The organism is Bradyrhizobium sp. USDA 4502 (assembly GCF_054063355.1).
On sequence record NZ_JBSSGF010000001.1, the window covers coordinates 6,512,501 to 6,537,501 of the forward strand.

General features: G+C 63.8%; 20 protein-coding genes, 2 tRNA genes, 2 rRNA genes and 1 riboswitch (1 of these 25 cut by a window edge). Of the genes, 10 read left to right on the plus strand and 14 right to left on the minus strand.

The window, feature by feature from the left end; all coding sequences use genetic code 11:
- The 4 genes from ACVW1B_RS30455 to ACVW1B_RS30470 form a co-directional block, all read right to left on the minus strand.
- Positions 1–47 (minus strand): 23S ribosomal RNA (locus ACVW1B_RS30455) (it extends 2,799 nt beyond the left edge of the window).
- Positions 48–439: 392 nt separating this feature from the next.
- Positions 440–515 (minus strand) — tRNA-Ala (locus ACVW1B_RS30460).
- Between the two features lie 35 nt (positions 516–550).
- Positions 551–627: transfer RNA gene (locus ACVW1B_RS30465), tRNA-Ile, on the minus strand.
- 212 nt (positions 628–839) lie between these two features.
- Positions 840–2,328, minus strand: a 16S ribosomal RNA gene (locus ACVW1B_RS30470).
- The 16S and 23S rRNA genes sit together here with 2 tRNA genes alongside, the layout of an rRNA operon.
- A gap of 1,008 nt (positions 2,329–3,336) precedes the next feature.
- Here ACVW1B_RS30470 and ACVW1B_RS30475 point away from each other — a divergent pair.
- The gene (locus ACVW1B_RS30475) at positions 3,337–5,400 is read left to right on the plus strand and encodes a M23 family metallopeptidase (RefSeq protein WP_253606698.1); all 2,064 of its coding nucleotides are present in this window, start codon (positions 3,337–3,339) and stop codon (positions 5,398–5,400) included.
- 94 nt (positions 5,401–5,494) lie between these two features.
- The gene (locus ACVW1B_RS30480; protein ID WP_057017856.1) at positions 5,495–5,752 is read left to right on the plus strand and encodes a hypothetical protein; all 258 of its coding nucleotides are present in this window, start codon (positions 5,495–5,497) and stop codon (positions 5,750–5,752) included.
- A gap of 15 nt (positions 5,753–5,767) precedes the next feature.
- Here the strand turns inward: ACVW1B_RS30480 and ACVW1B_RS30485 are convergent, their stop codons facing one another.
- The 3 genes from ACVW1B_RS30485 to ACVW1B_RS30495 form a co-directional block, all read right to left on the minus strand.
- Positions 5,768–6,178, minus strand: a complete 411-nt coding sequence (locus tag ACVW1B_RS30485) for a hypothetical protein (RefSeq protein WP_253606695.1) — start codon at positions 6,176–6,178, stop codon at positions 5,768–5,770.
- A gap of 291 nt (positions 6,179–6,469) precedes the next feature.
- On the minus strand, positions 6,470–9,121 hold the full coding sequence (gene clpB, locus ACVW1B_RS30490) for an ATP-dependent chaperone ClpB (RefSeq protein ID WP_253606694.1): 2,652 nt from the start codon (positions 9,119–9,121) through the stop codon (positions 6,470–6,472).
- A 192-nt stretch (positions 9,122–9,313) separates the two neighbouring features.
- Complete coding sequence (locus ACVW1B_RS30495) at positions 9,314–9,877, minus strand: helix-turn-helix domain-containing protein (protein WP_168858416.1); 564 nt, start codon at positions 9,875–9,877, stop codon at positions 9,314–9,316.
- Between the two features lie 57 nt (positions 9,878–9,934).
- On the opposite strand from ACVW1B_RS30495, the gene ACVW1B_RS30500 reads away from it, so the two are divergent.
- Both ACVW1B_RS30500 and ACVW1B_RS30505 read left to right on the plus strand, forming a co-directional pair.
- A complete protein-coding gene (locus ACVW1B_RS30500) occupies positions 9,935–10,450 on the plus strand; it encodes a GNAT family N-acetyltransferase (RefSeq protein WP_253606692.1) in 516 nt (171 codons plus the stop codon).
- A 55-nt stretch (positions 10,451–10,505) separates the two neighbouring features.
- On the plus strand, positions 10,506–11,297 hold the full coding sequence (locus tag ACVW1B_RS30505) for an MOSC domain-containing protein (protein WP_253606691.1): 792 nt from the start codon (positions 10,506–10,508) through the stop codon (positions 11,295–11,297).
- 42 nt (positions 11,298–11,339) lie between these two features.
- On the opposite strand, the gene ACVW1B_RS30510 is transcribed toward ACVW1B_RS30505, so the two are convergent.
- Complete coding sequence (locus ACVW1B_RS30510; protein WP_076827461.1) at positions 11,340–12,005, minus strand: TIGR02594 family protein; 666 nt, start codon at positions 12,003–12,005, stop codon at positions 11,340–11,342.
- A 243-nt stretch (positions 12,006–12,248) separates the two neighbouring features.
- On the opposite strand from ACVW1B_RS30510, the gene ACVW1B_RS30515 reads away from it, so the two are divergent.
- Positions 12,249–13,121 carry an alpha/beta fold hydrolase gene (locus ACVW1B_RS30515; protein ID WP_253606689.1) on the plus strand — a complete coding sequence of 291 codons (873 nt, stop codon included), beginning with the start codon at positions 12,249–12,251 and terminating at the stop codon, positions 13,119–13,121.
- Between the two features lie 91 nt (positions 13,122–13,212).
- Here ACVW1B_RS30515 and metW read toward each other — a convergent pair whose 3' ends face one another.
- Both metW and metX read right to left on the minus strand, forming a co-directional pair.
- Positions 13,213–13,878: a methionine biosynthesis protein MetW gene (metW, locus tag ACVW1B_RS30520; RefSeq protein ID WP_028341893.1), complete on the minus strand. Its 666-nt coding sequence runs from the start codon at positions 13,876–13,878 to the stop codon at positions 13,213–13,215.
- Positions 13,875–15,080, minus strand: coding sequence for a homoserine O-acetyltransferase MetX (gene metX, locus ACVW1B_RS30525; RefSeq protein ID WP_253606688.1), 1,206 nt, complete (start codon positions 15,078–15,080; stop codon positions 13,875–13,877). Before metX ends, metW begins: the two co-directional genes overlap by 4 nt.
- Before the next feature lie 85 nt (positions 15,081–15,165).
- A riboswitch (SAM riboswitch) is annotated at positions 15,166–15,245 on the minus strand.
- Between the two features lie 173 nt (positions 15,246–15,418).
- On the opposite strand from metX, the gene ACVW1B_RS30530 reads away from it, so the two are divergent.
- The 5 genes from ACVW1B_RS30530 (at position 15,419) to ACVW1B_RS30550 (ending at position 20,266) form a co-directional block, all read left to right on the plus strand.
- On the plus strand, positions 15,419–16,282 hold the full coding sequence (locus ACVW1B_RS30530; protein ID WP_253606686.1) for a chorismate mutase: 864 nt from the start codon (positions 15,419–15,421) through the stop codon (positions 16,280–16,282).
- 99 nt (positions 16,283–16,381) lie between these two features.
- Entirely contained in the window at positions 16,382–17,479 is a 1,098-nt protein-coding gene (hisC, locus tag ACVW1B_RS30535) for a histidinol-phosphate transaminase (RefSeq protein ID WP_028341890.1), read from the plus strand.
- Positions 17,480–17,483: 4 nt separating this feature from the next.
- On the plus strand, positions 17,484–18,416 hold the full coding sequence (locus tag ACVW1B_RS30540; protein ID WP_253606679.1) for a prephenate/arogenate dehydrogenase family protein: 933 nt from the start codon (positions 17,484–17,486) through the stop codon (positions 18,414–18,416).
- A gap of 554 nt (positions 18,417–18,970) precedes the next feature.
- On the plus strand, positions 18,971–19,168 hold the full coding sequence (locus ACVW1B_RS30545) for a VOC family protein (RefSeq protein ID WP_456822706.1): 198 nt from the start codon (positions 18,971–18,973) through the stop codon (positions 19,166–19,168).
- Positions 19,169–19,414: 246 nt separating this feature from the next.
- Positions 19,415–20,266, plus strand: coding sequence for a hypothetical protein (locus tag ACVW1B_RS30550; protein ID WP_253606672.1), 852 nt, complete (start codon positions 19,415–19,417; stop codon positions 20,264–20,266).
- 35 nt (positions 20,267–20,301) lie between these two features.
- Here ACVW1B_RS30550 and ACVW1B_RS30555 read toward each other — a convergent pair whose 3' ends face one another.
- The 4 genes from ACVW1B_RS30555 to ACVW1B_RS30570 form a co-directional block, all read right to left on the minus strand.
- On the minus strand, positions 20,302–21,291 hold the full coding sequence (locus ACVW1B_RS30555) for a Bug family tripartite tricarboxylate transporter substrate binding protein (protein WP_253606671.1): 990 nt from the start codon (positions 21,289–21,291) through the stop codon (positions 20,302–20,304).
- A gap of 96 nt (positions 21,292–21,387) precedes the next feature.
- Complete coding sequence (locus ACVW1B_RS30560) at positions 21,388–21,897, minus strand: hypothetical protein (RefSeq protein ID WP_253606669.1); 510 nt, start codon at positions 21,895–21,897, stop codon at positions 21,388–21,390.
- Between the two features lie 207 nt (positions 21,898–22,104).
- Positions 22,105–23,268: an IS4 family transposase gene (locus tag ACVW1B_RS30565; protein WP_456822707.1), complete on the minus strand. Its 1,164-nt coding sequence runs from the start codon at positions 23,266–23,268 to the stop codon at positions 22,105–22,107.
- A 159-nt stretch (positions 23,269–23,427) separates the two neighbouring features.
- Positions 23,428–24,996, minus strand: a complete 1,569-nt coding sequence (locus ACVW1B_RS30570; RefSeq protein ID WP_253606667.1) for a hypothetical protein — start codon at positions 24,994–24,996, stop codon at positions 23,428–23,430.
- Between the last annotated feature and the right edge of the window lie 5 nt (positions 24,997–25,001).

Sequence of the window (25,001 nt, forward strand, 5' to 3'; positions counted from 1 at the left end):
CCTCTCAGCGCCAAGGCATCCACCGAACACCCTTAAGGCACTTGATTGCTCTCATTATCAATGTCCACACACTCGGCAGAATGTTGTCTGCACAACTGCCATTGAAGGCACGCATCCTCGATGAATGCGATTGCACAGCCGGACATTGACTAGAAAGACCAGCTTGCTTCGTAAGATCGGCCCGATAGCGAGGCGGTCAAGCTTCGCTAAAAGGGATCATTTACAACCCGCATCCAATCTTGCGATTGGAAGCGAGCGCCGAAATGATCCCGGAGATAATGAATGGCTCAGGCGAATTGCTTCGCTTGATCCAAACTCGGATCGATCTCCTCTTTACGATGTCAGAAAACACGCACGTCACCGTCCATCCGGACCAATGAGTGCGAAGTGATGTTTCGCGGACGATATGAACGAGGCATTATCGAGCTTCAATTCCATCTGGTGGAGCCAGACGGGATCGAACCGACGACCTCATGCTTGCAAAGCACGCGCTCTCCCAGCTGAGCTATGGCCCCGTACCAGAAGACGAATGCTCCGCACTCGATCAAAATGGTGGGCCTGGGAAGACTTGAACTTCCGACCTCACGCTTATCAAGCGCGCGCTCTAACCAACTGAGCTACAAGCCCCCTAACACGAGAGACATGCCGGCGCGCACCCGACCTGAAGTCGGCGCATCGCACAGCGCTCAGCCCCTGGCGCGTGTTCGTCCGCGAAGAAAGAGAAACGAAGACGGCGAAATCCCGCCAATGGAGCTCAACAATCCTGAAACTGTTGGCCCCTGAATGTTTCTAAAACGATCCGATAGATAGCGTGAGCTGATCTGAAGGATCATCCTTAGAAAGGAGGTGATCCAGCCGCAGGTTCCCCTACGGCTACCTTGTTACGACTTCACCCCAGTCGCTGACCCTACCGTGGCCGGCTGCCCCCTTTCGGTTAGCGCACCGTCTTCAGGTAAAACCAACTCCCATGGTGTGACGGGCGGTGTGTACAAGGCCCGGGAACGTATTCACCGTGGCGTGCTGATCCACGATTACTAGCGATTCCAACTTCATGGGCTCGAGTTGCAGAGCCCAATCCGAACTGAGACGGCTTTTTGAGATTTGCGAAGGGTCGCCCCTTAGCATCCCATTGTCACCGCCATTGTAGCACGTGTGTAGCCCAGCCCGTAAGGGCCATGAGGACTTGACGTCATCCCCACCTTCCTCGCGGCTTATCACCGGCAGTCTCCTTAGAGTGCTCAACTAAATGGTAGCAACTAAGGACGGGGGTTGCGCTCGTTGCGGGACTTAACCCAACATCTCACGACACGAGCTGACGACAGCCATGCAGCACCTGTCTCCGGTCCAGCCGAACTGAAGAACTCCGTCTCTGGAGTCCGCGACCGGGATGTCAAGGGCTGGTAAGGTTCTGCGCGTTGCGTCGAATTAAACCACATGCTCCACCGCTTGTGCGGGCCCCCGTCAATTCCTTTGAGTTTTAATCTTGCGACCGTACTCCCCAGGCGGAATGCTTAAAGCGTTAGCTGCGCCACTAGTGAGTAAACCCACTAACGGCTGGCATTCATCGTTTACGGCGTGGACTACCAGGGTATCTAATCCTGTTTGCTCCCCACGCTTTCGTGCCTCAGCGTCAGTATCGGGCCAGTGAGCCGCCTTCGCCACTGGTGTTCTTGCGAATATCTACGAATTTCACCTCTACACTCGCAGTTCCACTCACCTCTCCCGAACTCAAGATCTTCAGTATCAAAGGCAGTTCTGGAGTTGAGCTCCAGGATTTCACCCCTGACTTAAAGACCCGCCTACGCACCCTTTACGCCCAGTGATTCCGAGCAACGCTAGCCCCCTTCGTATTACCGCGGCTGCTGGCACGAAGTTAGCCGGGGCTTATTCTTGCGGTACCGTCATTATCTTCCCGCACAAAAGAGCTTTACAACCCTAGGGCCTTCATCACTCACGCGGCATGGCTGGATCAGGCTTGCGCCCATTGTCCAATATTCCCCACTGCTGCCTCCCGTAGGAGTTTGGGCCGTGTCTCAGTCCCAATGTGGCTGATCATCCTCTCAGACCAGCTACTGATCGTCGCCTTGGTGAGCCATTACCTCACCAACTAGCTAATCAGACGCGGGCCGATCTTTCGGCGATAAATCTTTCCCCGTAAGGGCTTATCCGGTATTAGCTGAAGTTTCCCTCAGTTGTTCCGAACCAAAAGGTACGTTCCCACGCGTTACTCACCCGTCTGCCGCTGACATATTGCTATGCCCGCTCGACTTGCATGTGTTAAGCCTGCCGCCAGCGTTCGCTCTGAGCCAGGATCAAACTCTCAAGTTGGACTTGAAACCTTGAACCGGCTGATCACAACGTTTGACGAGGTCCCACCATTCTTCGTCGACCGAAGTCAACGAGCCGCCTGCGATTCACATCGTTGGCAGCGATGGTGTAACCTTTAAAACGTGTACCGCCGAAGTCTTTCGTCCACTCTCAGAAGTCAAAAGCCGAAGCTTTCAAGTATTCCGAGAGACGCAAGGACTCCGCCGTCCACGTTTCTCTTTCTTCATCTTCACTTGTCAAACAGCCCGGGATCCGATGACCCCACACCCTTAGAGGGTGGTTCTACCCTTCACCGGCCGACGGTGAACTTCAACCGATTTATGTCGGCTGTTGTGTCACTCATCGAAGTGAGGAGCATCAGTGGCGCGTTCGCTCGCCTTGGTCAGTGACCCGGCGGCGCCGCGCTCAGTGGTTGGTTTATAGTCCGCACCCCTCGGGATTGTCAACGGCCATTGTCAACAAATCGTCGCACGCCCAAATCGCTTGTGCAGTGCGAAGAAATTCTCGTGCTTTCCGTGGCTTAGGTCGGAGGTAAAAATTCGCCACCCAACCCTCGCGGCAAAAAACTTTAAAAAAAGTTCGTCGCCGGGGAGCCCGTGATGCCCTCCAAAACGGGTTCCGACCGCCCCGGGGCCGGGCGGCGCGCATCGACCTGCTTTCAGGGAAGCTTTTCCACCTCAAATGCCGCACTTGAGCCACAATCCTGCGACGTTCTGGCTATAACGAATGCATTGAACCGCTCGTAACCTGTGGGGGCTGGGGCGGTTTTTCTGGGGGACCAGGCGATTTTCTCCAAGAATCCGTCGCCTCTTCCCTTCGCGGCCGAGCAACATCGAGAGATCTGCACACCATTGACGTTCGAGATCGCGGCTAGCTAATGGCCATCGGCTTCTCGAATTCGATGCGTGTGGCTCGCCACACTGCCGCGATTCCTCTTCGGGGGATCAAGGTGGGGACGAGGACGAGCTGAGGTCGATCGCAGTTGCTGGAATTTGGGGGGATATCGGGTTGAGCCAACGGGCGTCACGCGGAAGCGGAATTGGGCGCGAGACCGGGATGATCGATCTCGGTCACGAGCCGCCGCTTTCAGTCGACGGCACCGAGGCCGCGGTGATCGACCGCCGCCGTGTCTCCGTTCAATGGTTTAGCGGCACCATTCTGACTGGACTATGTGGCGCGGCCCTGATCGGCGGCGCCGTTTTTGCGTCGCTCGATGGCGAGATGACCTTCGCCAAGGTGCCGGAGCGCGTTGAAGGCGCGCTCCGCGGCGCGTTCACCGGCAACGATCGCGTCGTCAGCCTGCACAAGGGTGACCGCCTGCCGCCGCCCAGCGAATCCTCCGCCTCCCGCAGCCTGGTGCGCGTGTCGACCGTGACCCGCGTCGGCAATCGCGACGTGATGCGGGTGCGGCCCTTCATCCGAATTTCCGGCAATCTCTCGATGACCACGAGCGACCTGTCGGCAAAAATCCCCGCGTTCAACGCGCAGCGTCTCTTGACCGATGTCGGCTCCGACACGCCGGCGGCGGCCGAGGATCCGAATGCCGCGGCCGAGCCCGACGCCGAGGTCTCGTTCGTCACCAAGGATCTCGGCTCCGTGCTGCCGAAGGCCAAGCTCGCCGCCGTCGTCGCGCTCGACGACGTGCTGATGCGGGTCCGCGACGCAGCCAACTGGCGCGGCTCCGGCGGCTCGGTGCGCTACGCTTCACTCGCCAATGCCGCGGCTGACGCGAGCGGCGCCGGCCCCGACATGAGGATGGCCTACGCCACCGAGGGCAACACCTCCGATCCCTATGCCGGCTTCGAGACGCGCGTAGTGCCTGAGAACGTCACCCTGCTGCCGAAGACCAAAGAGCAGGTCACCGGCGGCAATCCGGTCGGCGAACGGGTTCATGTCGTCAGGAAAGGCGACAGCATCACCTCGATCCTGCGCGATCAGGGCGCGACACCCGACGAGGCGAAGGCGATCGCCGCAACGCTCGGCCCGCGCGGCCGCGAGGGCGGCCTGAAGGAGGGCCAGAAGGTACGAATCCTGATGGCGCCGGCGGCGCCCGGACCGAATGTCAGGCTGCAGCCCTTTCGCGTGATCGTCGCCAACGAATCCGTCATCGAAGCCGTCGCCGCGCTGTCCGATCTCGGCAAATACGTCGCCGTCGACGTGCAGAGCATGAACACTGTCACCGAGACCGCCGACAATTCCAGCGACGATGATGAGGATGATGGCAGCGGCGTGCGGCTCTACCAGAGCATTTACGAGACCGCGCTGCGCAACAAGGTGCCGCCGACCGTCATCGAAGACATGGTCAAGATCTACTCCTACGACGTCGATTTCCAGCGCAAGGTCCAGCCGGGCGACTCGTTCGACGTGTTCTTTGCCGGCGAGGACGAGGGCGTTACCAGCACCGAAAAGACCGAAGTGCTCTACGCCGCGCTGACCGTGGGCGGCGAAACCAAGAAATACTACCGATTCCAGAGCTCGGACGACGGCCTCGTCGACTACTATGACGAGACCGGCAAGAGCGCGAAGAAGTTCCTGGTGCGCAAGCCGGTCAACAACGCGATCATGCGATCGGGCTTCGGCGGCCGCCGCCACCCGATCCTCGGCTATGTGAAGATGCACACCGGCGTCGACTGGGCCACCGCCTACGGCACGCCGATCTTCGCGTCCGGCAACGGCGTGCTCGAGAAGGTCGGATACGAGGGCGGTTACGGCAAATATATCCGCATGAAGCATGCCAATGGCTACGAGACGGCCTACGGCCACATGTCGGCCTTCGCCAAGGGCATGGAGATCGGCAAGAAGGTGCGGCAGGGCCAGGTGATCGGCTTCGTCGGCTCGACCGGCCAGTCGACCGGCCCGCACGTCCACTACGAAATCTTGGTCAACGGCCGATTCGTCGACCCGATGCGCGTGAAGCTGCCGCGCGGCCGTTCGCTCGAAGGCCCGATGCTGGCGAACTTCGAGAAGGAGCGCGACCGGATCGAGGCCCAGATGTCCAGCCGCGGCAGCTCGCGAATCGTCTCGGACGCCACCAGTTCCACGTCGCAGACGCGCTCCACCACCAACCGCTGACGACGGAAACCTCGCTCAAGAAGCCGTTCCATCCGGAACCATCCGCGCCGGTCAGGCTTTGTCCGCTTGGGCAAACCTTGCAGAGGAGGCGCGCATGGCAAGCCTCACCCGCGACGATGTGCTGAAGGCCGTCGGCTCCGCCGACGACGTCACAATCGCGAGGATTATCGCGTCCGGGGCGACGATCACCGAGCTTGCCGAGGCGCAGGCTTGGCTCGCCAATGACGAGCCGCTGATCAATGCCGGCAAGCCGCTGGCCACCGGCCGCGCCCGCGAGCTGGTCGATATCCTGTCCGAACTCGAGCCCGGCGAGGACGACGAGCCGTCACCGCCCATCGCCCCGCCGGAATGACGGCTCCGGCAAGATTTACGGCGCGAGGCTGGCGCAGATCAGGAACACGATCCCGATCGCGGTCAGCCCGAACGCCACGGATGCGAGCGGGAGCAGCATGTCGATGGTGGCATGGGTGCTGTTGATCGTGCTGCCCCAGACCGCGAATTCGCCGGTCCGCCACTCCCGGAACGGAATCGACCGCTGATGCAGGTCGTGCCGATCGTCGTATTTCCGCCAGATCAGCGAAAGCACCCATGGCAACAGCACCGCGACGAACAGCAATACGCTGACGAACATCAGCGACAGCTCGACGTCGTCGTGGCGGTCGAACAATATCCATGCCGCCACCGCGAACCACGCGACGAGGCCGGCGGCTACGCCGTAGACGCGGGGATGAAGATCGTCATAGACGGGCCGGTTATGGGCAACGAGGTCTCTGCTCATGCAATTCGCCTTCTGCTGAGGGCGACCGGCGGTGTGGCTTTGCAGGATGATGCAAGGCGGCGCGCGAATCAGCGATGCAATTCGGGCCGAATACTTCCCTTTGCAGCTGCGCGGGACGTTTGCCACGCCAGCCGATCATTCAGGATGAAAACGAACGCCGTCCCGAGGCGGTTTCATTAATTCGGGCTCACAAAACCGGCCGCCGAACGGGAACTCCGTCGCATGCGGCCCGCCGATGTCATGGCGATGGATGCGGCCTGCAGGCCGCATCCGGTTTCGCTATCGAAACGCTCAGTTCAGCTTGCGCTTCGAGACCGGGGCCTCGAACTGCACGATCTCGGCGGTTTTGGGCACCTGACCGTTGAAGGTCAGCACGTTGCCCTTCTCCGAGATCACGACATGATCGCCGTCCTTGACCTCGCCGGCGAGGATCATCTCGGCCAGCGGATCCTGCACGCTGCGCTGGATCACCCGCTTCAGCGGACGGGCGCCGTAAGCCGGATCCCAGCCCTTCTCCGCGAGCCAGTCCCGCGCCTTGGCGTCCAGCGTGAGCTCGATCTTGCGATCCTCGAGCAGCTTGATCAGCCGCGCGAACTGGATCTCGACGATGCGGCCCATCTCGCTCTTCTGCAGGCGGTGGAACAGGATGATCTCGTCGATGCGGTTCAGGAATTCCGGCCTGAAATGCGCCCGCACGACGCCCATCACCTGATCGCGGACCGCCGCGGTGTCCTCGCCCTCCGGCTGATTCACCAGGAACTCCGAACCGAGATTCGAAGTCATGATGATCAGCGTGTTGCGGAAGTCGACGGTGCGGCCCTGACCATCGGTCAGGCGGCCGTCGTCGAGCACCTGCAACAGCACGTTGAAGACGTCGGGATGCGCCTTCTCGATCTCGTCGAACAGCACGACCTGGTAGGGCCGGCGCCGCACGGCTTCGGTCAGGGCACCGCCCTCATCGTAGCCGACATAGCCGGGAGGCGCGCCGATCAGCCGCGAGACCGAGTGCTTCTCCATGAACTCGGACATGTCGAGGCGGACCATCGCGGTCTCGTCGTTGAACAGGTCAGCGGCGAGCGCCTTGGTCAGCTCGGTCTTGCCGACGCCGGTGGGGCCTAAGAACATGAACGAGCCGGTCGGCCGGTTCGGATCCTGCAGGCCCGCGCGGGCACGGCGCACGGCGGTTGCCACCGCACGCACGGCTTCAGCCTGGCCGACGACGCGCCTGGCGAGACTGTCCTCCATTTTCAGGAGCTTGTCCTTTTCGCCCTCGAGCATCTTGTCGACCGGCACGCCGGTCCAGCGCGAGACGACCTGCGCGATGTGGTTGGCGGTGACCGCCTCCTCCATCATCTCGCCGCCGTTCGGCCTGCTGTTCGCTTGCGCCTCGATGTCGGCGAGCTTCTTTTCCAGCTCGGGAATCCGGCCATAGGCCAGTTCGCCCGCCTTCTGGAATTCGCCGCGACGCTGCGCATTGGCCAACTCGACGCGGAGCGCATCGAGCTCGCTCTTCAGCTTCTGGGCATTGGAGAGCTTGTTCTTCTCCGCGCTCCAGCGCGCTGTCAGCGCCGTCGACCGCTCCTCCAACCCGGCGAGCTCCTTCTCCAGGGTCTGCAAGCGGCTCTTGGAGCCGGCATCGTTCTCCTTCTTCAGCGCCTCTTGCTCGATCTTGAGCCGGATGATGTCGCGATCGAGCGAATCGAGCTCTTCCGGCTTGGAATCGACCTGCATCTTCAGCCGTGCTGCCGCCTCGTCCATCAGGTCGATGGCCTTGTCCGGCAGGAAGCGGTCGGTGATGTAGCGGTTCGACAGCGTGGTCGCGGCCACCAGCGCGGAATCGGTGATGCGCACGCCGTGATGCTGCTCGTACTTGTCCTTCAGGCCGCGCAGGATCGAGATGGTGTCCTCGACCGTCGGCTCGCTGACATAGATCGGCTGGAACCGGCGGGCCAGCGCCGCATCCTTCTCGACATGCTTGCGGTACTCGTCGAGCGTGGTCGCGCCGATACAGTGCAGCTCACCGCGCGCGAGCGCAGGCTTCAGGAGGTTGGACGCGTCCATTGCGCCGTCGGTCTTGCCGGCGCCGATCAGGGTGTGCATCTCGTCGATGAACAGGATGATGCCGCCCTCGGCCGACGAGACCTCCTGCAGCACGGATTTCAGCCGCTCCTCGAACTCGCCGCGATATTTCGCGCCGGCGATCAAGGCGCCCATGTCGAGCGACAGCAGCTTCTTGTCCTTCAGGCTCTCCGGCACGTCGCCATTGAGGATGCGCAGCGCCAGGCCCTCGACAATGGCGGTCTTGCCGACGCCGGGTTCACCGATCAGGACGGGATTGTTCTTGGTCCGCCGCGACAGAACTTGAATCGTGCGGCGGATCTCCTCGTCGCGGCCGATCACCGGGTCGAGCTTGCCGTCGCGCGCAGCCTGGGTCAGGTCGCGGGCATATTTCTTCAGCGCGTCGTAAGCGTTCTCGGCGGTCGCACTGTCAGCAGTGCGGCCCTTGCGCAGCGCTTCGATCGCCGCGTTCAGGTTCTGCGCCGTGACGCCGCCCTTGCTCAGAATGCTTGCCGCCTCGCTGCCCTTCTCGAGCGTGAGCCCGAGCAGCAGCCGCTCGACGGTGACAAAACTGTCGCCGGCCTTGTCGGCGGCCTTTTCCGCCGCATCGAAGGCACGCGCCAGCTCCGGCGACAGGTAGACCTGCCCGGCACCATTGCCCGAGACCTTCGGCAGCTTGTTCAGCGCCTCTTCGGTCGCTTTCAGGATTGCTCTGGAATTGCCGCCCGCACGGTCGATCAGACCGCCCGCGAGTCCCTCATTGTCGTCCAGCAGCACCTTCAACAGATGCAACGGCGAGAACTGCTGGTGACCGTCGCGCATTGCGAGCGACTGGGCAGACTGGATGAATCCGCGCGAGCGCTCGGTGTACTTCTCAATGTTCATTCGTTTTCCCTCGGCCTGCCATCGCCACCCATTCAGGCATGACAACGGCATCTTCATTGGGTTTTCCGCGGGCCGCGTTGACGTTCCTCAACCAGCCTCTGGTCGTCGCCATCATTTTTCAGGCTTGCCGCAGATGTGGGCACTTGGTTCCAAAACGGAAGAGCCACGGTCTGCGATTTCGCCCGATGAAGCTCAGCGCCGCACGATGGCGACAAGGTAGCGGCAGGGCTGAGCCGTTTCGTTACGGAAGACGATGTCCGACGGCGGACCGAGCTCGACGCGGTCGCCCGCAGCGAGCTCATGGCGCTCCGCCCCTTCCATCAAGGTGAGGCGGCCGCTGATCACCCAGACCACCTGGCGGACCAGGTGATAGGCGCTGGCGGGGAAGCCGGCTTCCTGCCTCGCAGGCAGCTCGATCTCCACCAGCTCCAGCGGATTGGCCGGATGCAGGAACACCTGCCGCCGCAGATAGGCCGCCTTCGGATCGCGCCACACCGGCTGATCCTTGGCCCGCTGCAGGCGGGAATTGTGTGAGGCAACCTCGAACAACGCGGCCATGGTCAGACCGTAGGCCGTGGCGATCCGCGACAGCGTCGCCGCCGTCGGGCTTGCCTCCGCCCGCTCGATCTTGCTCAGCATGGCCTTGGACACGCCGGCCCGCCCGGCGAGGTCCGCCAGCGACCAGCCGCGGCCCTCCCGTTCGGCGCGAACCCGCCGCCCGAGAGCCTCATCGGCCTTGTCCTCTATAATTGACATATTGTCTTATATAGTAGACGATGAGGTCCATTCAAGAGGCGCGTCAAGGAACCAGCGATGATTATCCGCCCCGCCACCGAGCAGGACATCCCTGCGATTACCGCGATCTTCAACGAGGCGGTCGCCAACTCGAACGCGATCTGGACGGAGAAGCAGGATTCCGAGGCCGAGAGGCTAGCCTGGATGACGGCGCGGCAGGCTCTGGGCTATCCCGTGCTAGTAGCCGTCGAGGGAGCGACGGTGCTCGGCTATGGCACATTCGGCGACTTCCGGGCCTTCCCGGGTTACCGCTACAGCGTCGAGCACAGCGTCTATATCCATGCCGATCATCGCGGCCGCGGCCTCGGCCGGATCATCGTCGACGAGCTGATCGCCGCGGCCACCGCGCTCGGCAAGCACGTCATGATCGCCGGCATCGACGGCGGCAATCCCGCCTCGCTCCGGCTGCACGCGCAGGCCGGCTTCATCGAGGTCGCCCGGATGCCGGAGGTCGGACGCAAGTTCGGCCGCTGGCTCGATCTCGTGTTCATGCAGCGCCTGCTGGACGCTCCTGGAGCGGCGCGCGCCGACTAGTACCTTCCCGCGGGTGACAGTTCTCCTCGCACGCCAAACAGGCTAGAGCGGGCGAATGGACAACACGCACGCTTCCTCTGCCCGGATCGCCGGCATCTATCGCTATCCCGTCAAGGGCCTCACGCCCGAGCCGCTGCCGCACGCAGAGCTCAAGGCCGGCGAGACGCTCCGCTCCGATCGCCGCTATGCGATCGAGAACGGCCCGAGCGGTTTCGATCCCTCGGTGCCGAAATGGCTGCCGAAGCCGCATTTCCTGATGCTGCAGCGGGACGAGTGGCTGGCGCCGCTGCGCGCCCATTTCGACGATGACAGCCACGTGCTGACGCTGCGTCGGGATGGCGCGATGGTGGCCCAGGGCGACCTCGAGACCGCGGAAGGCCGCGCGGCGATCGAACGCTATTTCGCTGACCGTCATACCGGCCAGATCAAGGGCCCGCCCAAGGTGCTGGTCAGCCCCGGGCACAGCTTCTCCGACGTGCCGCGCAAGGTGGTCTCGATCATCAATCTGGCCAGCCTGCGGGCGATCGAGCAGATGGTGCAGGCGCCGGTCCATCCGCTGCGCTTCCGCGCCAACCTCTATGTCGAAGGCTGGCCGGCCTGGCATGAAGCCAGCCTGCTCGACCAGACCATCGCGATCGGCAGCGCCCGGGCCAGGGTGGTGAAGCGCATCACCCGCTGCGCCGCGGTCAATGTCGATCCCGATACCGGCGCGCGCGACCTCTCGGTGCCGAACACGCTGATGCAGCGTTTCGGCAACAATGAGTGCGGCATCTATGCCGAGATCATCAGCGATGGCGGCGCCGCCGTCGGCGACACGATTGCCGCTGAGGGACCTGTAGCGTCGTAGGCCGGGCAAGGCGCGTGCGCGCCCTGCCCCGCTTTCGAGCGATCAGTTGGTCGGCATCACATAGGCGTAGATGCGGCCGCGCGAGACCCGCGTCTCGCGGACGCGGTGGCCGCTGTTGCCCGAGATCATGATCGGATTGCCCTTGGCATCGACGCCGGTGATGATGCCGACATGGCCGCCGCCGCGGCGGCTCATCACGGCGATGGCGCCGACCTGCGGTCCCGAAACGCGCGTGCCGTATTTGGCGAACGAGCTCGCCATGTCGGAGCCGGTGCCGCGATGGCCGGTGTGCTGCAGCACCATGTTCATGAAGCGGGCGCACCACAGGCTGGAGCGGCCGGTCGGATTGCCGCCGAGATAGCGGCGCGCCTCGGCCACGATGCCGGACGAGCCGAAGCCGCTTGCCGCAATCACGCCGCCCGTGTTGGGCACGGGGTCAGCGCTGCCGGGCAACGGCGCTGCGTTGGTTTCGATGATCCCGCCCGGCTGCGCGAGTGCGCGGCGCTCGGCGCGCGACAGCCGCGCTGCGGGCCGATAGTGATGACGGGCATAATGACGCGCGTGATGGCCGGCATGGGCCGAATGCGCGTGACGTGAATGATGCGGACGGGCGGATGCCGGTGCGGCGGAGATCACGGCGAGAGTGAGCGAACACAGAGCCAGCGCCAAAACACGAAGCGACCGGCGACACGCAAGCAACTGAACCATACTTCACTAGATCCTCTGTAACACCCCCCAATTCCCCGTCGCGTTCCCAAGGAAACACTCAAGGGAACACGGCGGTGGTTTTGAAAATCGGGATGGCGCGAGGAAGATTTCATGCGGCACTGCGGGAACAATTTCTGGGTCATTCCGCGATGATTCGATGACGAGAAAGGAACCGGAACTGCCGCATTGCGGCCTTGAAAATTAACTGCAAATCTGGGGGCGGCCAACGAGAGGAGAATTTCAATGCCCTACGCCACGACGAAAGATCATGTCCGCCTCCATTTCGAAGAGGCCGGCAGCGGAACCCCGATCATCTTCCTGCACGAGTTCGCCGCGGATCACACCAATTGGGAGCCGCAGATGCGCTATTTCGCGCGCGGCCACCGCTGCATCGCCTATTCGGCCCGCGGTTACACGCCGTCCGACGTGCCTGCGAGTGCCGACGTCTACACCTACCAGCACTTCTATACCGACGCGCTCGCCGTGCTCGACCATCTCGGCATCGCCAGGGCGCATTTCGTCGGACTCTCGATGGGCTCCTATTCGTCGCTGCAGGTCGCCCTCAACGCGCCGGAGCGCGCGCTGTCGATGACGCTGGCCGCGGTCGGCTCCGGCTCGAGCCTCGAGAATCTCGATGCCTTCCGCGCGCAGTGCCGCGCCAATGCCGCGCAATACGAGAGCATCGGCGCGGTTGAGGTCGCCAAGGTGACGCGCGAGGCGCCGAGCCGGATTCCGTTCCTGGTCAAGGATCCGCGCGGCCACGCCGACTTCTACGCCGCGCTCGCCCGCCACGACGCCAAGGGCTCCGCCAACACGATGCGCAGCTTCCAGGGCGGCAGGCCCTCGATCTACACCATGACCGATGCGATCAAGCGCGCCGCGACGCCGGCGCTGATCCTGTGCGGCGACGAGGACGACAATTGCATCGCGCCCAGCATGTTCCTGAAGCAGCATCTGCCGGCCGCCGGCCTATCGTTCTTCCCGAAGTCGGGCCACGTGCTCAACCTCGAGGAGCCGGCGCTGTTCAACGAGATGGTCGGGCGCTTCATCGCGCTGGTCGAGGCCGGCCGCTGGCCGGTGCGCGATCCGAGGTCGCTGGTGGCGGCGCCGGTGTAGTCCTGTCATTCCGGGGCGATGCGCAGCATCGAACCCGGAATCTCGAGATTCCGGGTTCACGCTTCGCGTGCCCCGGAATGACGCCATGACGTCACTTCCCCTGCCCACCCCTGCTGAGCAGGAACACACCCTGCTCGCCGAACATGTTCCACACCCACCACGGCAGGTTGAGCGGCACCGGACGGCCGTAGAGATCGAGCGCCACCGCGCGCTCCATCTTGACGTTGATCTCCTCGCAGAGCTGCACGAAATCCTTGATGGTGCAGAAGTGGATGTTCGAGGTGTCGTACCAGCTCGCCGGCAAATTCTCGGTGCGCGGCATGTGGCCCCCGATCAACAGCTGCAGCCGCATCTTCCAGAACCCGAAATTCGGGAACGAGACGATGGCGCGCTGGCCGATGCGCAGCAGATTTTCCAGCACCACCTTGGGCTGTCGCGTCGCCTGCAAGGTCTGCGACAGGATCACGTAGTCGAACGCATCATCCGGATAATTGACGAGGTCGGTGTCGGCATCGCCCTGCACCACCGCGAGCCCCTTGGCGACGCAGCCATTGACACCCTCGCGCGACAGCTCGATGCCGCGGCCGTCGATGCCGCGGCTCTCTAGGAGCTGCAGCAATTCGCCATCGCCGCAGCCGACATCGAGCACGCGCGAGCCCGGCCGCACCATGTCGGCGACCAGCAGATGATCGGTGCGATGGCCGCCGGTCCGCTCCGGCGCGATGCCCGGCAAGGGCAATGTCTGCTGCATGCTCATGGCTGGCCGCCGTCCTTCAGTCCGCGTGCCTTGCCTGCGGCCAGCAGGAATGCGCGGGAGATCTCGAGGAATTCGGGCACGTCGAGCAGGAAGGCATCGTGCCCCTTGTCGGTCTCGATCTCGGCGAACGACACCCGCGCGCTCGACGCATTCAGCGCATGCACCAGCGCGCGCGATTCCGAGGTCGGAAACAGCCAGTCGCTGGTGAACGACACCACGCAGAACCGCGTCTTGATGCCGGTGAACGCCTTCGCCAGCACGCCGTTGTGGTCGGCGGCGATGTCGAAATAGTCCATCGCGCGGGTCAGATAGAGATAGGAGTTGGCATCGAAGCGCTCGACAAAGGACGAGCCCTGGTAGCGCAGATAGCTCTCGACCTGGAAATCCGCATCGAACGAGAAGGTCGGCAGCTCGCGGTCCTGCATCCGCCGTCCGAACTTGCGATGCAGCGCGGCGTCCGAGAGATAGGTGATGTGCGCGGCCATCCGCGCCACCGCCAATCCGCGGTGCGGATGGGTGTCCTCGTCGACATAGCGGCCGCCGCGCCAGTCCGGATCGGCCATCACGGCCTGGCGGCCGAGCTCGTGGAACGCGATGTTCTGCGCCGAGTGGCGCGTCGAGCAGGCGATCGCGAGCGTCGAGAACACGCGCTCCGGATAGGCCGCGGTCCATTGCAGCACCTGCATGCCGCCCATCGAGCCGCCGACCACGCAGAACAGCGTCGTGATGCCGAGACGATCGATCAGCATCGCCTGCGCACGCACCATGTCGGGGATGGTGATGATCGGGAAATCGAGTCCCCACACCTTGCCGGTCGCGGGGTTCAACGACGCAGGGCCGGTCGAGCCCATGCAGCCGCCGATCACATTGGAGCAGATGATGAAGTACTTGTCGGGATCGATCGGCCGGCCGATGCCGACCATGGTCTCCCACCAGCCGGGCTTGCCGGTGACGGGATGGATGTTGTTGACATGCTGATCGCCGGTCAGCGCGTGGCAGACCAGGATCGCGTTGGAGCGGTCGGCATTGAGCTCGCCATAGGTCTGGTAGGCGATCTGGAATGGTGCGAGATCGACGCCGCAATCGAGCTTGAGCGGCTGGTCCATCCCGAACTTCGCCACCAGTGACGACGGATGGTCGGCCTCATGGGCGCGATCATCGCTCGGGGTTTGTGGGCTCGGTATCGGACGCACGTTGCTCATCTAGGCGACCCTGCCTCCGCGCGGGAGGGCTCGACGGACCTCAGGCCAATAAAAAACCCGGCCTGAACAAAGGTTCGGCCGGGAGCTGATAAGGTCCCCGGCCTGTTTAGCGAGTTGTTTAACGTGGCTGCAAGCCGGCCGGCTCAAATGACCACGGGACGCAGGGAACGTAGTCCCCATGCCCCCCGCCGTCAAGACAGCCCTGCCCACGGCCAATTGGTTAACCGAATGCGCAAGGCACGCCTGCGACGTTTCTCTTTGCTTTCGCTGCCCGTCTTTCCTAATCAGGGACCTGTCCGACGCGGCAACGGGCCGCCCCGACGACAAGGTTTGAGAGCATGTCCAACCCACCCCCGTCGCCGCCCTCGCTGCAGGATCTGCGCAAGGAGATCGATGCGATCGACGAGCAGGTACACCGCCTGTTGATGGCGCGCGGCGACATCATCGACCGCCTGATCCAGGTCAAGAAGACCCAGGAGGTCGGCTCGGCATTCCGCCCGGCACGCGAGGCCAGCATGATGCGCGAGCTGGTGCGGCGTCATCGCGGCATCCTGCCGCTCGACACCATCGAGAGCATCTGGCGCGTCATCATCTCGACCTTCACCTATGTGCAGGCGCCGTTCGCGGTGCATGCCGATGTTTCGGTCGGCGAGTCGGCCATGCGCGACTCGGCGCGGTTTCACTTCGGCTTCGTGGTGCCTTACGTGTCGCATTTCAGCGCACAGGCCGCGGTCGAGGCGGTGGCGAAGTCGAAGGGCGACCTCGCGCTGGTCTCCGCGATCGCAAGCCGTACGCCGTGGTGGAATGCGCTCGAGGCCAGTGGCGCGCCGAAGATCATCGCGCGGCTGCCGTTCCTCGAACGCGCCGACCATCCCGCCGCGCTGCCGGTGTTCGTGATCTCGCGGGTCGCCGACGACGCCATGGTCACCGAAGTGCAGACCTGGAGCGTGCGCGTCTCCGGCTGGAACGCCGATGTCGCCCGGGCGCTTGCGCCGCTCGCCGAGATCGTCGCGGTCCCCGACACCGCTTTCGACGGCGCGGCGCTCCTGGTCTCGGTCACCGGGCAAGACCTTAAGAACAAGGGTTTCGAGGCCATCAAGCTCGCCCTGATCAAGGCCGGCGCCTCGGTCCGCTCGTCGGCCCTCGTCGGCAGCCACGCAACGCGCTATACGGTGCCCTCTAACGGATCGGCCAGGACCTGAAGTAAGAGCCAGCCGCCCGTCCAGGCTTTTGTTTTGACGCGTTTTCTTCACGCGAACCGGTATCCACTTCGCTCGAAAACGCTCTGTTCGGAGTTGATGATGTCCCGCCCCGTGCCGAACCCCGGCATCCTCGATATTGCGCCCTACACGCCCGGCAAGAGCCCGGTGCCGGAACCGGGCCGCAAGGTGTTCAAGCTGTCCGCCAACGAGACGCCGTTCGGGCCGTCTCCGAAGGCGATCGCGGCCTACAAGGCGGCGGCTGACCATCTCGAGGACTATCCGGAGGGGACCTCGCGCGTGCTGCGCGAGGCGATCGGCCGCGCCTACGGGCTCGATCCCGACCGCATCATCTGCGGCGCCGGCTCCGACGAAATCCTCAACCTGCTGGCGCACACCTATCTCGCGCCCGGCGACGAGGCGATCTCGACCACCCACGGCTTCCTGGTTTACCCGATCGCCACCATGGCGAACGGCGCCAGGAACGTGATCGCGGCCGAGACCAATTTCACGGCCGACGTCGACGCCATACTCAAGGTGGTGACGCCGCGCACGAAACTGGTCTGGCTCGCCAACCCGAACAATCCGACCGGCACCTACATCCCGTTCGACGAGGTCAAGCGGCTGCGCGCCGCGCTGCCGTCGCATGTGCTGCTGGTGCTCGACGCCGCCTATGCCGACTACGTCTCGCGCAACGACTACGAGCTCGGCATCGAGCTGGTCGCGACCACGGACAACACGGTGGTGACGCACACCTTCTCGAAGATCCACGGCCTTGCGGCGCTGCGGATCGGCTGGATGTTCGGGCCGGCGCATATCGTCGATGCCTGCAACCGTATCCGCGGTCCGTTCAACGTCACGACGCCGGCGATGCTGGCGGCGGTGGCGGCGATCGAGGACACGGCGCATGTGCAGATGTCGCGAACCCACACCGAACAATGGCGCAACTGGCTGACCGAGGAGATCGGCAAGCTCGGGCTGAAGGTGACGCCGAGCGTCGCCAATTTCGTGCTGATCCATTTCCCGACCGACAAGGGCAAGACCGCGGCGGAAGCCGACGCCTATCTCACACGGCGCGGCCTCGTGCTGCGCGCACTCAACAATTACAAGCTGCCGCATGCGCTGCGCATGACCATTGGCACCGAGGAGGCCAACCGCCTCGTGGTCGAGGGGCTGCGCGACTTCCTGGCCGGAAAGTGACATCGTGACCACCGCCCCGCTCTTCCAACGCATCGCGCTGATCGGCTTCGGTCTGATCGGCGGCTCGATCGCGCGCGGCGCGCGCGCGCAGGGGCTGGTCGGCGAGATCGTGACCACCGCGCGCTCGGAGAAGACGCGTGCGCGCGTCGCCGAACTCGGCATCGTCGATCGCGTCGTCGAGACCAACATCGAGGCGGTGAAGGATGCCGACCTCGTCATCCTCTGCATCCCGGTCGGCGCCTGCGGCCCGGTCGCGGCCGAGATCGCCGAACATCTCAAGCCCGGCGCCATCATCTCCGACGTCGGCTCGGTGAAGGGCGCCGTCGTCAAGGACATGGCGCCGCATCTGCCTGACGGCGTCCACTTCGTCCCGGCGCATCCGGTGGCCGGCACCGAGCATTCGGGGCCGGATTCCGGCTTCGCCGAGCTGTTCATCAACCGCTGGTGCATCCTCACCCCGCCCGAAGGCACCGATCCCGCGGCGACCGACCGGCTGCGCGCGTTCTGGGCCGCGCTCGGCGCCAAAGTCGAGATCATGACGCCCGACCATCATGACCTCGTGCTCGCGATCACCAGCCATCTGCCGCATCTGATCGCCTACACCATCGTCGGCACCGCCGACGAGCTGGCGCAGGTGACGGAATCCGAGGTCATCAAATTCTCCGCCGGCGGCTTCCGCGACTTCACCCGCATCGCTGCCTCGGACCCGACGATGTGGCGCGACGTGTTCCTCGCCAACAAGGACGCCGTGCTCGAGATGCTCGGCACCTTCAACGAGGATCTGTCGAAGCTGACCCGCGCGATCCGGCGCGGCGACGGCGAAGCGCTGTTCGACCACTTCACCCGCACCCGGGCCATCCGCCGCGGCATCGTCGAGACCGGCCAGGACTCCGCCGCACCCGACTTCGGCCGGCCGCATGCGAATTTGAAGACGTAAGCGGGACGACTTCTCTCCATTCGTCGTCCCGGCGAAAGCCGGGACCCATACTCCGCGGCGGGTGTGGTTGACGGGACTCGTCGTCCCAGCATCGCGCAACAATGACCAGCTGTGGTTATGGGTCCCGGCTTTCGCCGGGACGACACCGAGTGTGTTGCGCTGCTTGTGGGTCACACGTCCGCATTCTCGCGACATGAATCGCTGATTGCCCGTCGGATTGTGTCGCCGCAGGGCCGACCCACCTACCGGCGGACGGAGCGAGCTGATAGCCTCCAGCAGGAAAGCCGGCGCGTCGCCGATGACAGGGAGCGATCAGATGATACTCAGTCCGGATCATGTGACGATCGCAGTGGCCGACGCCGGCCCGGCGATCGCGTTCTTCGCACTGCTCGGCTTCAAGAAGACTCACGTCGCGACCATCGACGGCGGCGTTCCCGCCCGGTACATGGGCATGCCGGCCATGAGAGCGCAGCACATCACCCTCGCACTCGAAGGAGCGGATTTCGAAATCCAGCTGCTTCAGTTCGACCCGCCCCCCGGGGACCGATCCGGGGGTGCACCCGACCAATCTGCGAAAGCTGGGCTTCAATCACCTCGCCTTCCGCGTCGACGACATCGAGGCGGCCACCGCGCACCTGGTGGCCAACGGTGTCACCATGCTGAGCGAGGAGATGGACTACATCAGCCGGAAGCTCCGGCTGTTCGAGGGCCCGGAGGGCATCACCTTCGAGTTGGTGGAGCGGGACGCCTGAGACTACGCTGGCCAGGGCCGTTTGCATTGCCCCAAGCGGCGCGGAATGATGTCGGCTTTTGACCCGAGCGGACCCGATCTCCGGCTAGCCCGGGCCAATATCCCGCCCCATTATCACGAGACCTCGGGCGCGCTATCATCCGGCCATTCTTTGGACAAGACTGAAGGGAGTGCTGGAGGCTGATCGCCCCTGACGGATAGCCGAGTCGGCACTCTTGGGTGACATTGGACGGAAAGGGAAACGTCGATGAACTCCACACCCACTCCGAACCCAGTTGGATCGAACGATAGCCCGAGCGCGCGCGCCGACGAACGACTCGCGGAAGCCCAAAAGCAGATTGCGCGCGCCGATGAAGAACTCACGCGCTTGAGTGAACAGCTCGCGAGAATGGAGCGCGATGCCGCGTCCCACCCGTCGGCAAAGCCAAACCCGCCCTCGGTCGGACCTAACCCTGCTTCTTCCGGGCCGAGCCCTGCTTCTTCCGTACCTGGCTCGCAATCGCCGCCCGGAAGACCGGTATTCCGAGCGCTCACCGCCTTGTCGGTGGCAGCCTGTATCGTGGTCGCTGCCCTGGCTTTGCAGTCGTCATATGGCGGGGAAGCCAAGCTGCTTGTCGCCCGTTGGGCGCCGCAGCTCGTTTCAACTCCATCATTGCCGCCGGATGATCCGCAGCCTCCGGCCCAGCCCGCTCCACCTACCGTTCAGGTCGCCGCGGCAGACGCCGCTCCGCCCCAAGCGACGCCGTTGCCTCAGACCGCACCACCGCAGGACGCCGCGCCGACAGCCAACCCAGCCCTTCCCGATCAGGCGCAGCTGCTGCAAACGATCGCACGCGACCTCGCAAATGTTGAACGAAATATCGAACAACTAAAGGCGAACCAGCAACAGATGGCCCGCGAGAGCTCCAAGGCCATTGAGGAACTCAAGGCGAGCCAGGAAGAAATGAAACGGGCGCTCGCGAAGGTTTCCGAGCCGAAGGCGTCACCGCCTCCGGCACAGCCGGCTCCGGCCGCGCGCAAACCCGAGCGGACGTCTATCCCGCCATACGCAAGAGCGCGGCCTCGTATCCCGAGGGAGTGGTTCTACGACGAATGGTGACCGTCGATCTAGCCATCCTTCAGTTCCGGATCGCTTCAAGCCGGCGGCAGGCCGAGTGACCGCGCGGCCTCCATCCAGACCGGCAATTCGCGCTGATACAGCGCATTGCTGTCCTTGAAGCCGATCGCGGGCTCCAGCACGAAGGTCGCGAGCACCTCCTTCACCTTCGGATCGCTATTGGCGGCGACGCAAATCTCCGACAGCCGATCGACGATCGGCTGCGGCGTCGCCTTCGGCAGCGCCCAGCCCGAGAAGCCGCTCACGGTGAAGAACTTCGACGTCGCGCCCTGCTCGGGCAGCGTCGTGATCTCGGGAATCGCGTCGACCTTCTTCGAATGCACGGCGAACGCGACACCCCGGTTGCTCTGCAGGACGGTTTGCGCGGCGGTGTAGCTGCCCATCGCGACATCGAGCGTGCCTTCCGCGAGCCCGGTCCACATCGGTGCCTCGCCGCGATAGTGGATCGGCTCGATGGTGAGGCCATACTGCTTGTTGAGCTCGTTGATCGTCATGTGCGGCGCGGAGCCCGCGCTGTAGGTGCCGAAATTCACCTTGCCGCTACTGCGCGCATAGGCGACGAATTCCGCCAGTGTCTTGACGCCCAATTTCGGGCTCGCGACCAGCAGCAGCCCGGCGCCCGGGATCACGCTGACCAGCGTCAGATCCTTGTCCATGTCGTAGCCGGGGTTCTTCATCATCGCGCGGTTCATCACGTAAGTGGTCGAGATCGAGCACAGGATGGTGTGACCGTCAGGCGCGGCGCGCGCCACCTCGGCGGCGCCGATCGAGCCCGAGGCACCCGCCTTGTTCTCGATGACGACGGTTTGCCCGACTTGCCTTGCGATGAATTCGCCGAAGGCCCGCGCCAAAAGATCGGTCTGCCCGCCGGCGGGATAGCTGCAGATCATGCGGATTTGCCGCGAGGGCCAGGCGGCTTGCGCCGAGGCGCCGCGCGGCAGGAAGGGCATCGCGGCGGCCGCCGCTCCGGCAGCGATGACGTGACGGCGACTGAATTTCGCTGGCATTGAAGTCCCTCCCGATTTTTTGGTGAGGGTATCGCATCGGCCAGTCGCAGCTACGGGACAGATTGGCGCAGCGGGGCCGCAGGTCTGCGACGGCGCTCACCGCCGCAGCCGTTGATCCCGGATCGGCCCCGCCGATAGCGCGGCGGCCTTCTGCGCCGGCCGCTGACGGCCGACGAGGCCGGCGGTCGCCAGCATGACGCCGCCGCCGAACCACCACGAGCCGATCACGAACTCCCAGGCGCGCGGCGGAATCTCGTCGAACACGATGCCGTAGACCGACACCAGCGCAGCCAGCGCGGCGAGGAAGATGCCGCCCGCGCTCACGAGCTCGACGGCATCGATGCGACCCGTACCGCGCATCGCGGGCTTGGGAATATCGATTCCGAGATAGAAGCCGGCGGCGCCGATCACGATCGTCGTTGCGATGAAGACCAGCGTGCCGAAGACAGCGACATGGCCCTTGGCGAGCTGGGCGGCGACGAAGGTGCCGGCCATGGCACCGGCCATCGCGAGGCCAGTTCGCTGCAGCACATGCGCGGCGCGGCTGACCATCATCAATTCGCGCGCGATCACGGCCCTCTGCTTCGGTCTGGTCACGATCCTCATGTGCGGTGTTCCTTTGCCGGTGGTGCACTCCCTCTCCCCGTTCTTACGGGGTCGAGACAAGCGAAGCGTGCTCTTGGAGGGTTGGGGTGAGGGGCCGTCTCCGCATAGATGGTGATAGCAACGTTTGCGGAGGCTCCCCCTCACCCGGAGCGCATCTAACGATGCGCTCCGACCTCTCCCCGCGCGTGCAGGGGTGTCCGGGGAAATTCAGGCATAGCGGAGCTCCATCTGGTCAGGTGAGATGGTTGATTTCCGACGGCTGGGGTTGATGGGCGGAGGTTTGTCGATGGCAGCGAGGGATCGACGCGAGAGCAGGAGCTGGCCGACGAGTTCGGCGAACCTGAGCGGGAGCATTTTGATGCAGTTGGTGTGAGCGGCGATGCGCAGCAGCAGGTAGGCAATCATCGCAGCGAGCACCTGAAGGCGGATCGCGTTGTCGTTGGCGCCGAGGAACTTGCGAATATCGAGATGCTGCTTGATCCAGCGGAACAGCAGCTCGATTTGCCATCGGCTCTTGTAGAGGGCGGCGATCTCGACGGCGCTACGGGCAAGGTCGTTGGTCAGGAGTGTGATCTTGCCGCCTTTCTCGCGTCTGATCTTGATGCGGCGGAGCGGGATTGGAAGGCGCGAATCGCCCTTGCTGGTGAGCTTCACCTCGTCATCGGCAAGGATTTCGAAGCCATCCCCGTTACGCTTGCGGATGGCGCGATGCCTGAGCGAGCGAAGACGGATGCTCGTCTTCGCCCGGGTAACGAAGAAAGCCTTGCTATCATTGATCTTCTGCCACCAGTCGAAACGGCAATAGCCCTTGTCAAACACATAGGTGGTGGCGGGCTGGATTGGGGTCTGTCGGCCGATCTCGATGTCATTGACGTTCGCGGCCGTCATCTCGACGCAGGTCGGGACATCGCTCCTTGGGTCGTAGACGACATGCAGCTTCATGCCGCGGATGCGGCCGTTCCACGTCGCCCAACTGCAGACCTTGCCGAGCGGGATCGGACTGGCGTCGATCAGACGCACCATCTCCATGCCTTCACTCCGCAGCTGGCGACGCGCCATCGCCGACAGCGCCGCAAAGGTTTGCGCGAAAATGCCGATCGGACGGCGGGCATTGGCATCGGACAACGTCGAGCGCGACAGCTTGCCGGTTCCCAAGTGATAGTGATGCTGCGAATTGGCGTTGAAGCCAGTCACCACCCCGCGCAGACTGCTGTTGCCGCTAAGCTGGGCATAGATCAGCGCCACCAGATGATCCCAGCTCCTGAACGACTTGTCGTAGGCATCCCCGTCCAGACGATCCACAACCGTCTGAAACTGCCGTCGATTGATCGGTTCAAGCAGCCTTCCAAAAATGCTACCGCGATATCGCATGCTCGGCCCTCTGTGTCTCGACAACCAGAAAAGACCGATTTGCCTCGGTCCTGCCGAGCATGCACCGCGACACAGTGAATCATTCCCCGGACACCCCTGCCGCGCGTGGGGCGAGGTAACCAGAGTTCGTAGCTCGGCTCGAAATGACATCGTCACGCCCTAGAACGGGTAGTAGCGGATCTGGGTCATGACGATGTGGTCGTCGGTCTTCGGCGCGCCGCCGACACCCTGGAAGGCGAAGCGCTGGGTGTAGGAATATTGCGCGCCGGCCTTGATGGTGCCGTAGGAGCCCTTGAAGATCGTGTCGTAGAAGCCCGCGGTGTACTGCCTCACCTCCGAAGTGTTGCCGTTACAGGTCGCGGCCAGCGAGTTTTCGATGTTGCAGCCGAGATTGTTGTAGAGCGGATTGCCGTAGCCGAACGGCACCGTGCCGACATTGGAGAAGGTCGCCTTGGTCTTTTCGAGCCCGGCATAGGCGTAGAGATCGAGCGACGGCGTCGTGTGCCAGACCGAACCGACCAGGAAAGCCGTGATCGGCAGCGGCTGGATCGAGCCGTCCTGGCGCACGGTTGCATCCGGGAATGGCGTTGCGGTGAAGCGGCCCAGCGCACCGTAGGAGGCGGAGGCCTGCACCTCGAGCAGCTTCGGCACGATCTCGGCCGAGAGGTGGCCGCCGAAGCTGACCGTGTTGACGTCGTGATTGGCGAAGTTGAAGCGATCATAGAAGTCGCGGTAGAGCGCCCACGCCTCGACATGCAGCTTGTAGGGCCCGAGCCGCGGATCCCACGCGCCCTTCACGGTGAAATCCGGAACGTGGTTGAGGCTGACATTGTTCAGGCTGTTGAAGAAGCTGCCGCCCGGACCGGTGAGATTGACCAGCAGATTCGGATTGAGCACGCCCTGCGGGCCAACCGCCGGCGTGCCGACCAGCGGGTTGTTGCCGCCGAAAAAGGATGTCTGCGGGTTCTCCGCCGAGACCGCGAGCTTGAACTCCGGCCCGATGTCCTGCCAGACCCGGACGCCCGGTTGACGCGCGCCGAGGAAGCCCGGCACCAGCTCGAAATCGATCACGCCCGGCGTATCGGCGCCTCGCGGATCGATGCCCGCCTTGCTTGGCGTGTTCAGCGACCATGATTGGCCGGCGAGGACATGCAGGCCGAGATCGCTGCGGTCGATCTCGATGCTGGCCTGCCGCAGCCGCGGATTGAACGAATTGGTCGCGACCGAATTGGCGGTCTGCGCCGCGCCCTCGAAATCGAGCTCGCCATAGCCGGCGACGTGGATGTTCTCCGTGGCGTTGGCTTCGGCGAGCACCGAGAAGCGGGTCTGGCGCGCGGTGAAGCGCGACTCGCCGGTGTTGTAGTTCTTGCTCTGCGGGAACGGGATGAAGTTGTAGACCGAGCCCGAATCGGAGGCGAGGTTGCGGCTGCGATAGATGCCGGTGAGATCGACCCAGCCGCCGAAGGTGAAGGTGACGCCCTTGTAGCAGAGCTTGCCCGATGCGCAGGGATCGAACGGCACCGGCGCCTTCGCCGTCATCTGCGCGTTCTGAATTGCGTTCTGTCTTGCGGCCAGCGCCTCCTCCTTGCGCGCCTGCGTCTCCATTTTCTGCTCGAGCTGCTTGAGCCGTGCCTTCAGCGCACGCAGCTCGGACGCATCGTCCTCCGCCAACGCCGAACCTGCCGACAGCAGCATGCTGCCGAGCAGAATTCCCCCGAGAATTCGCATCGCTT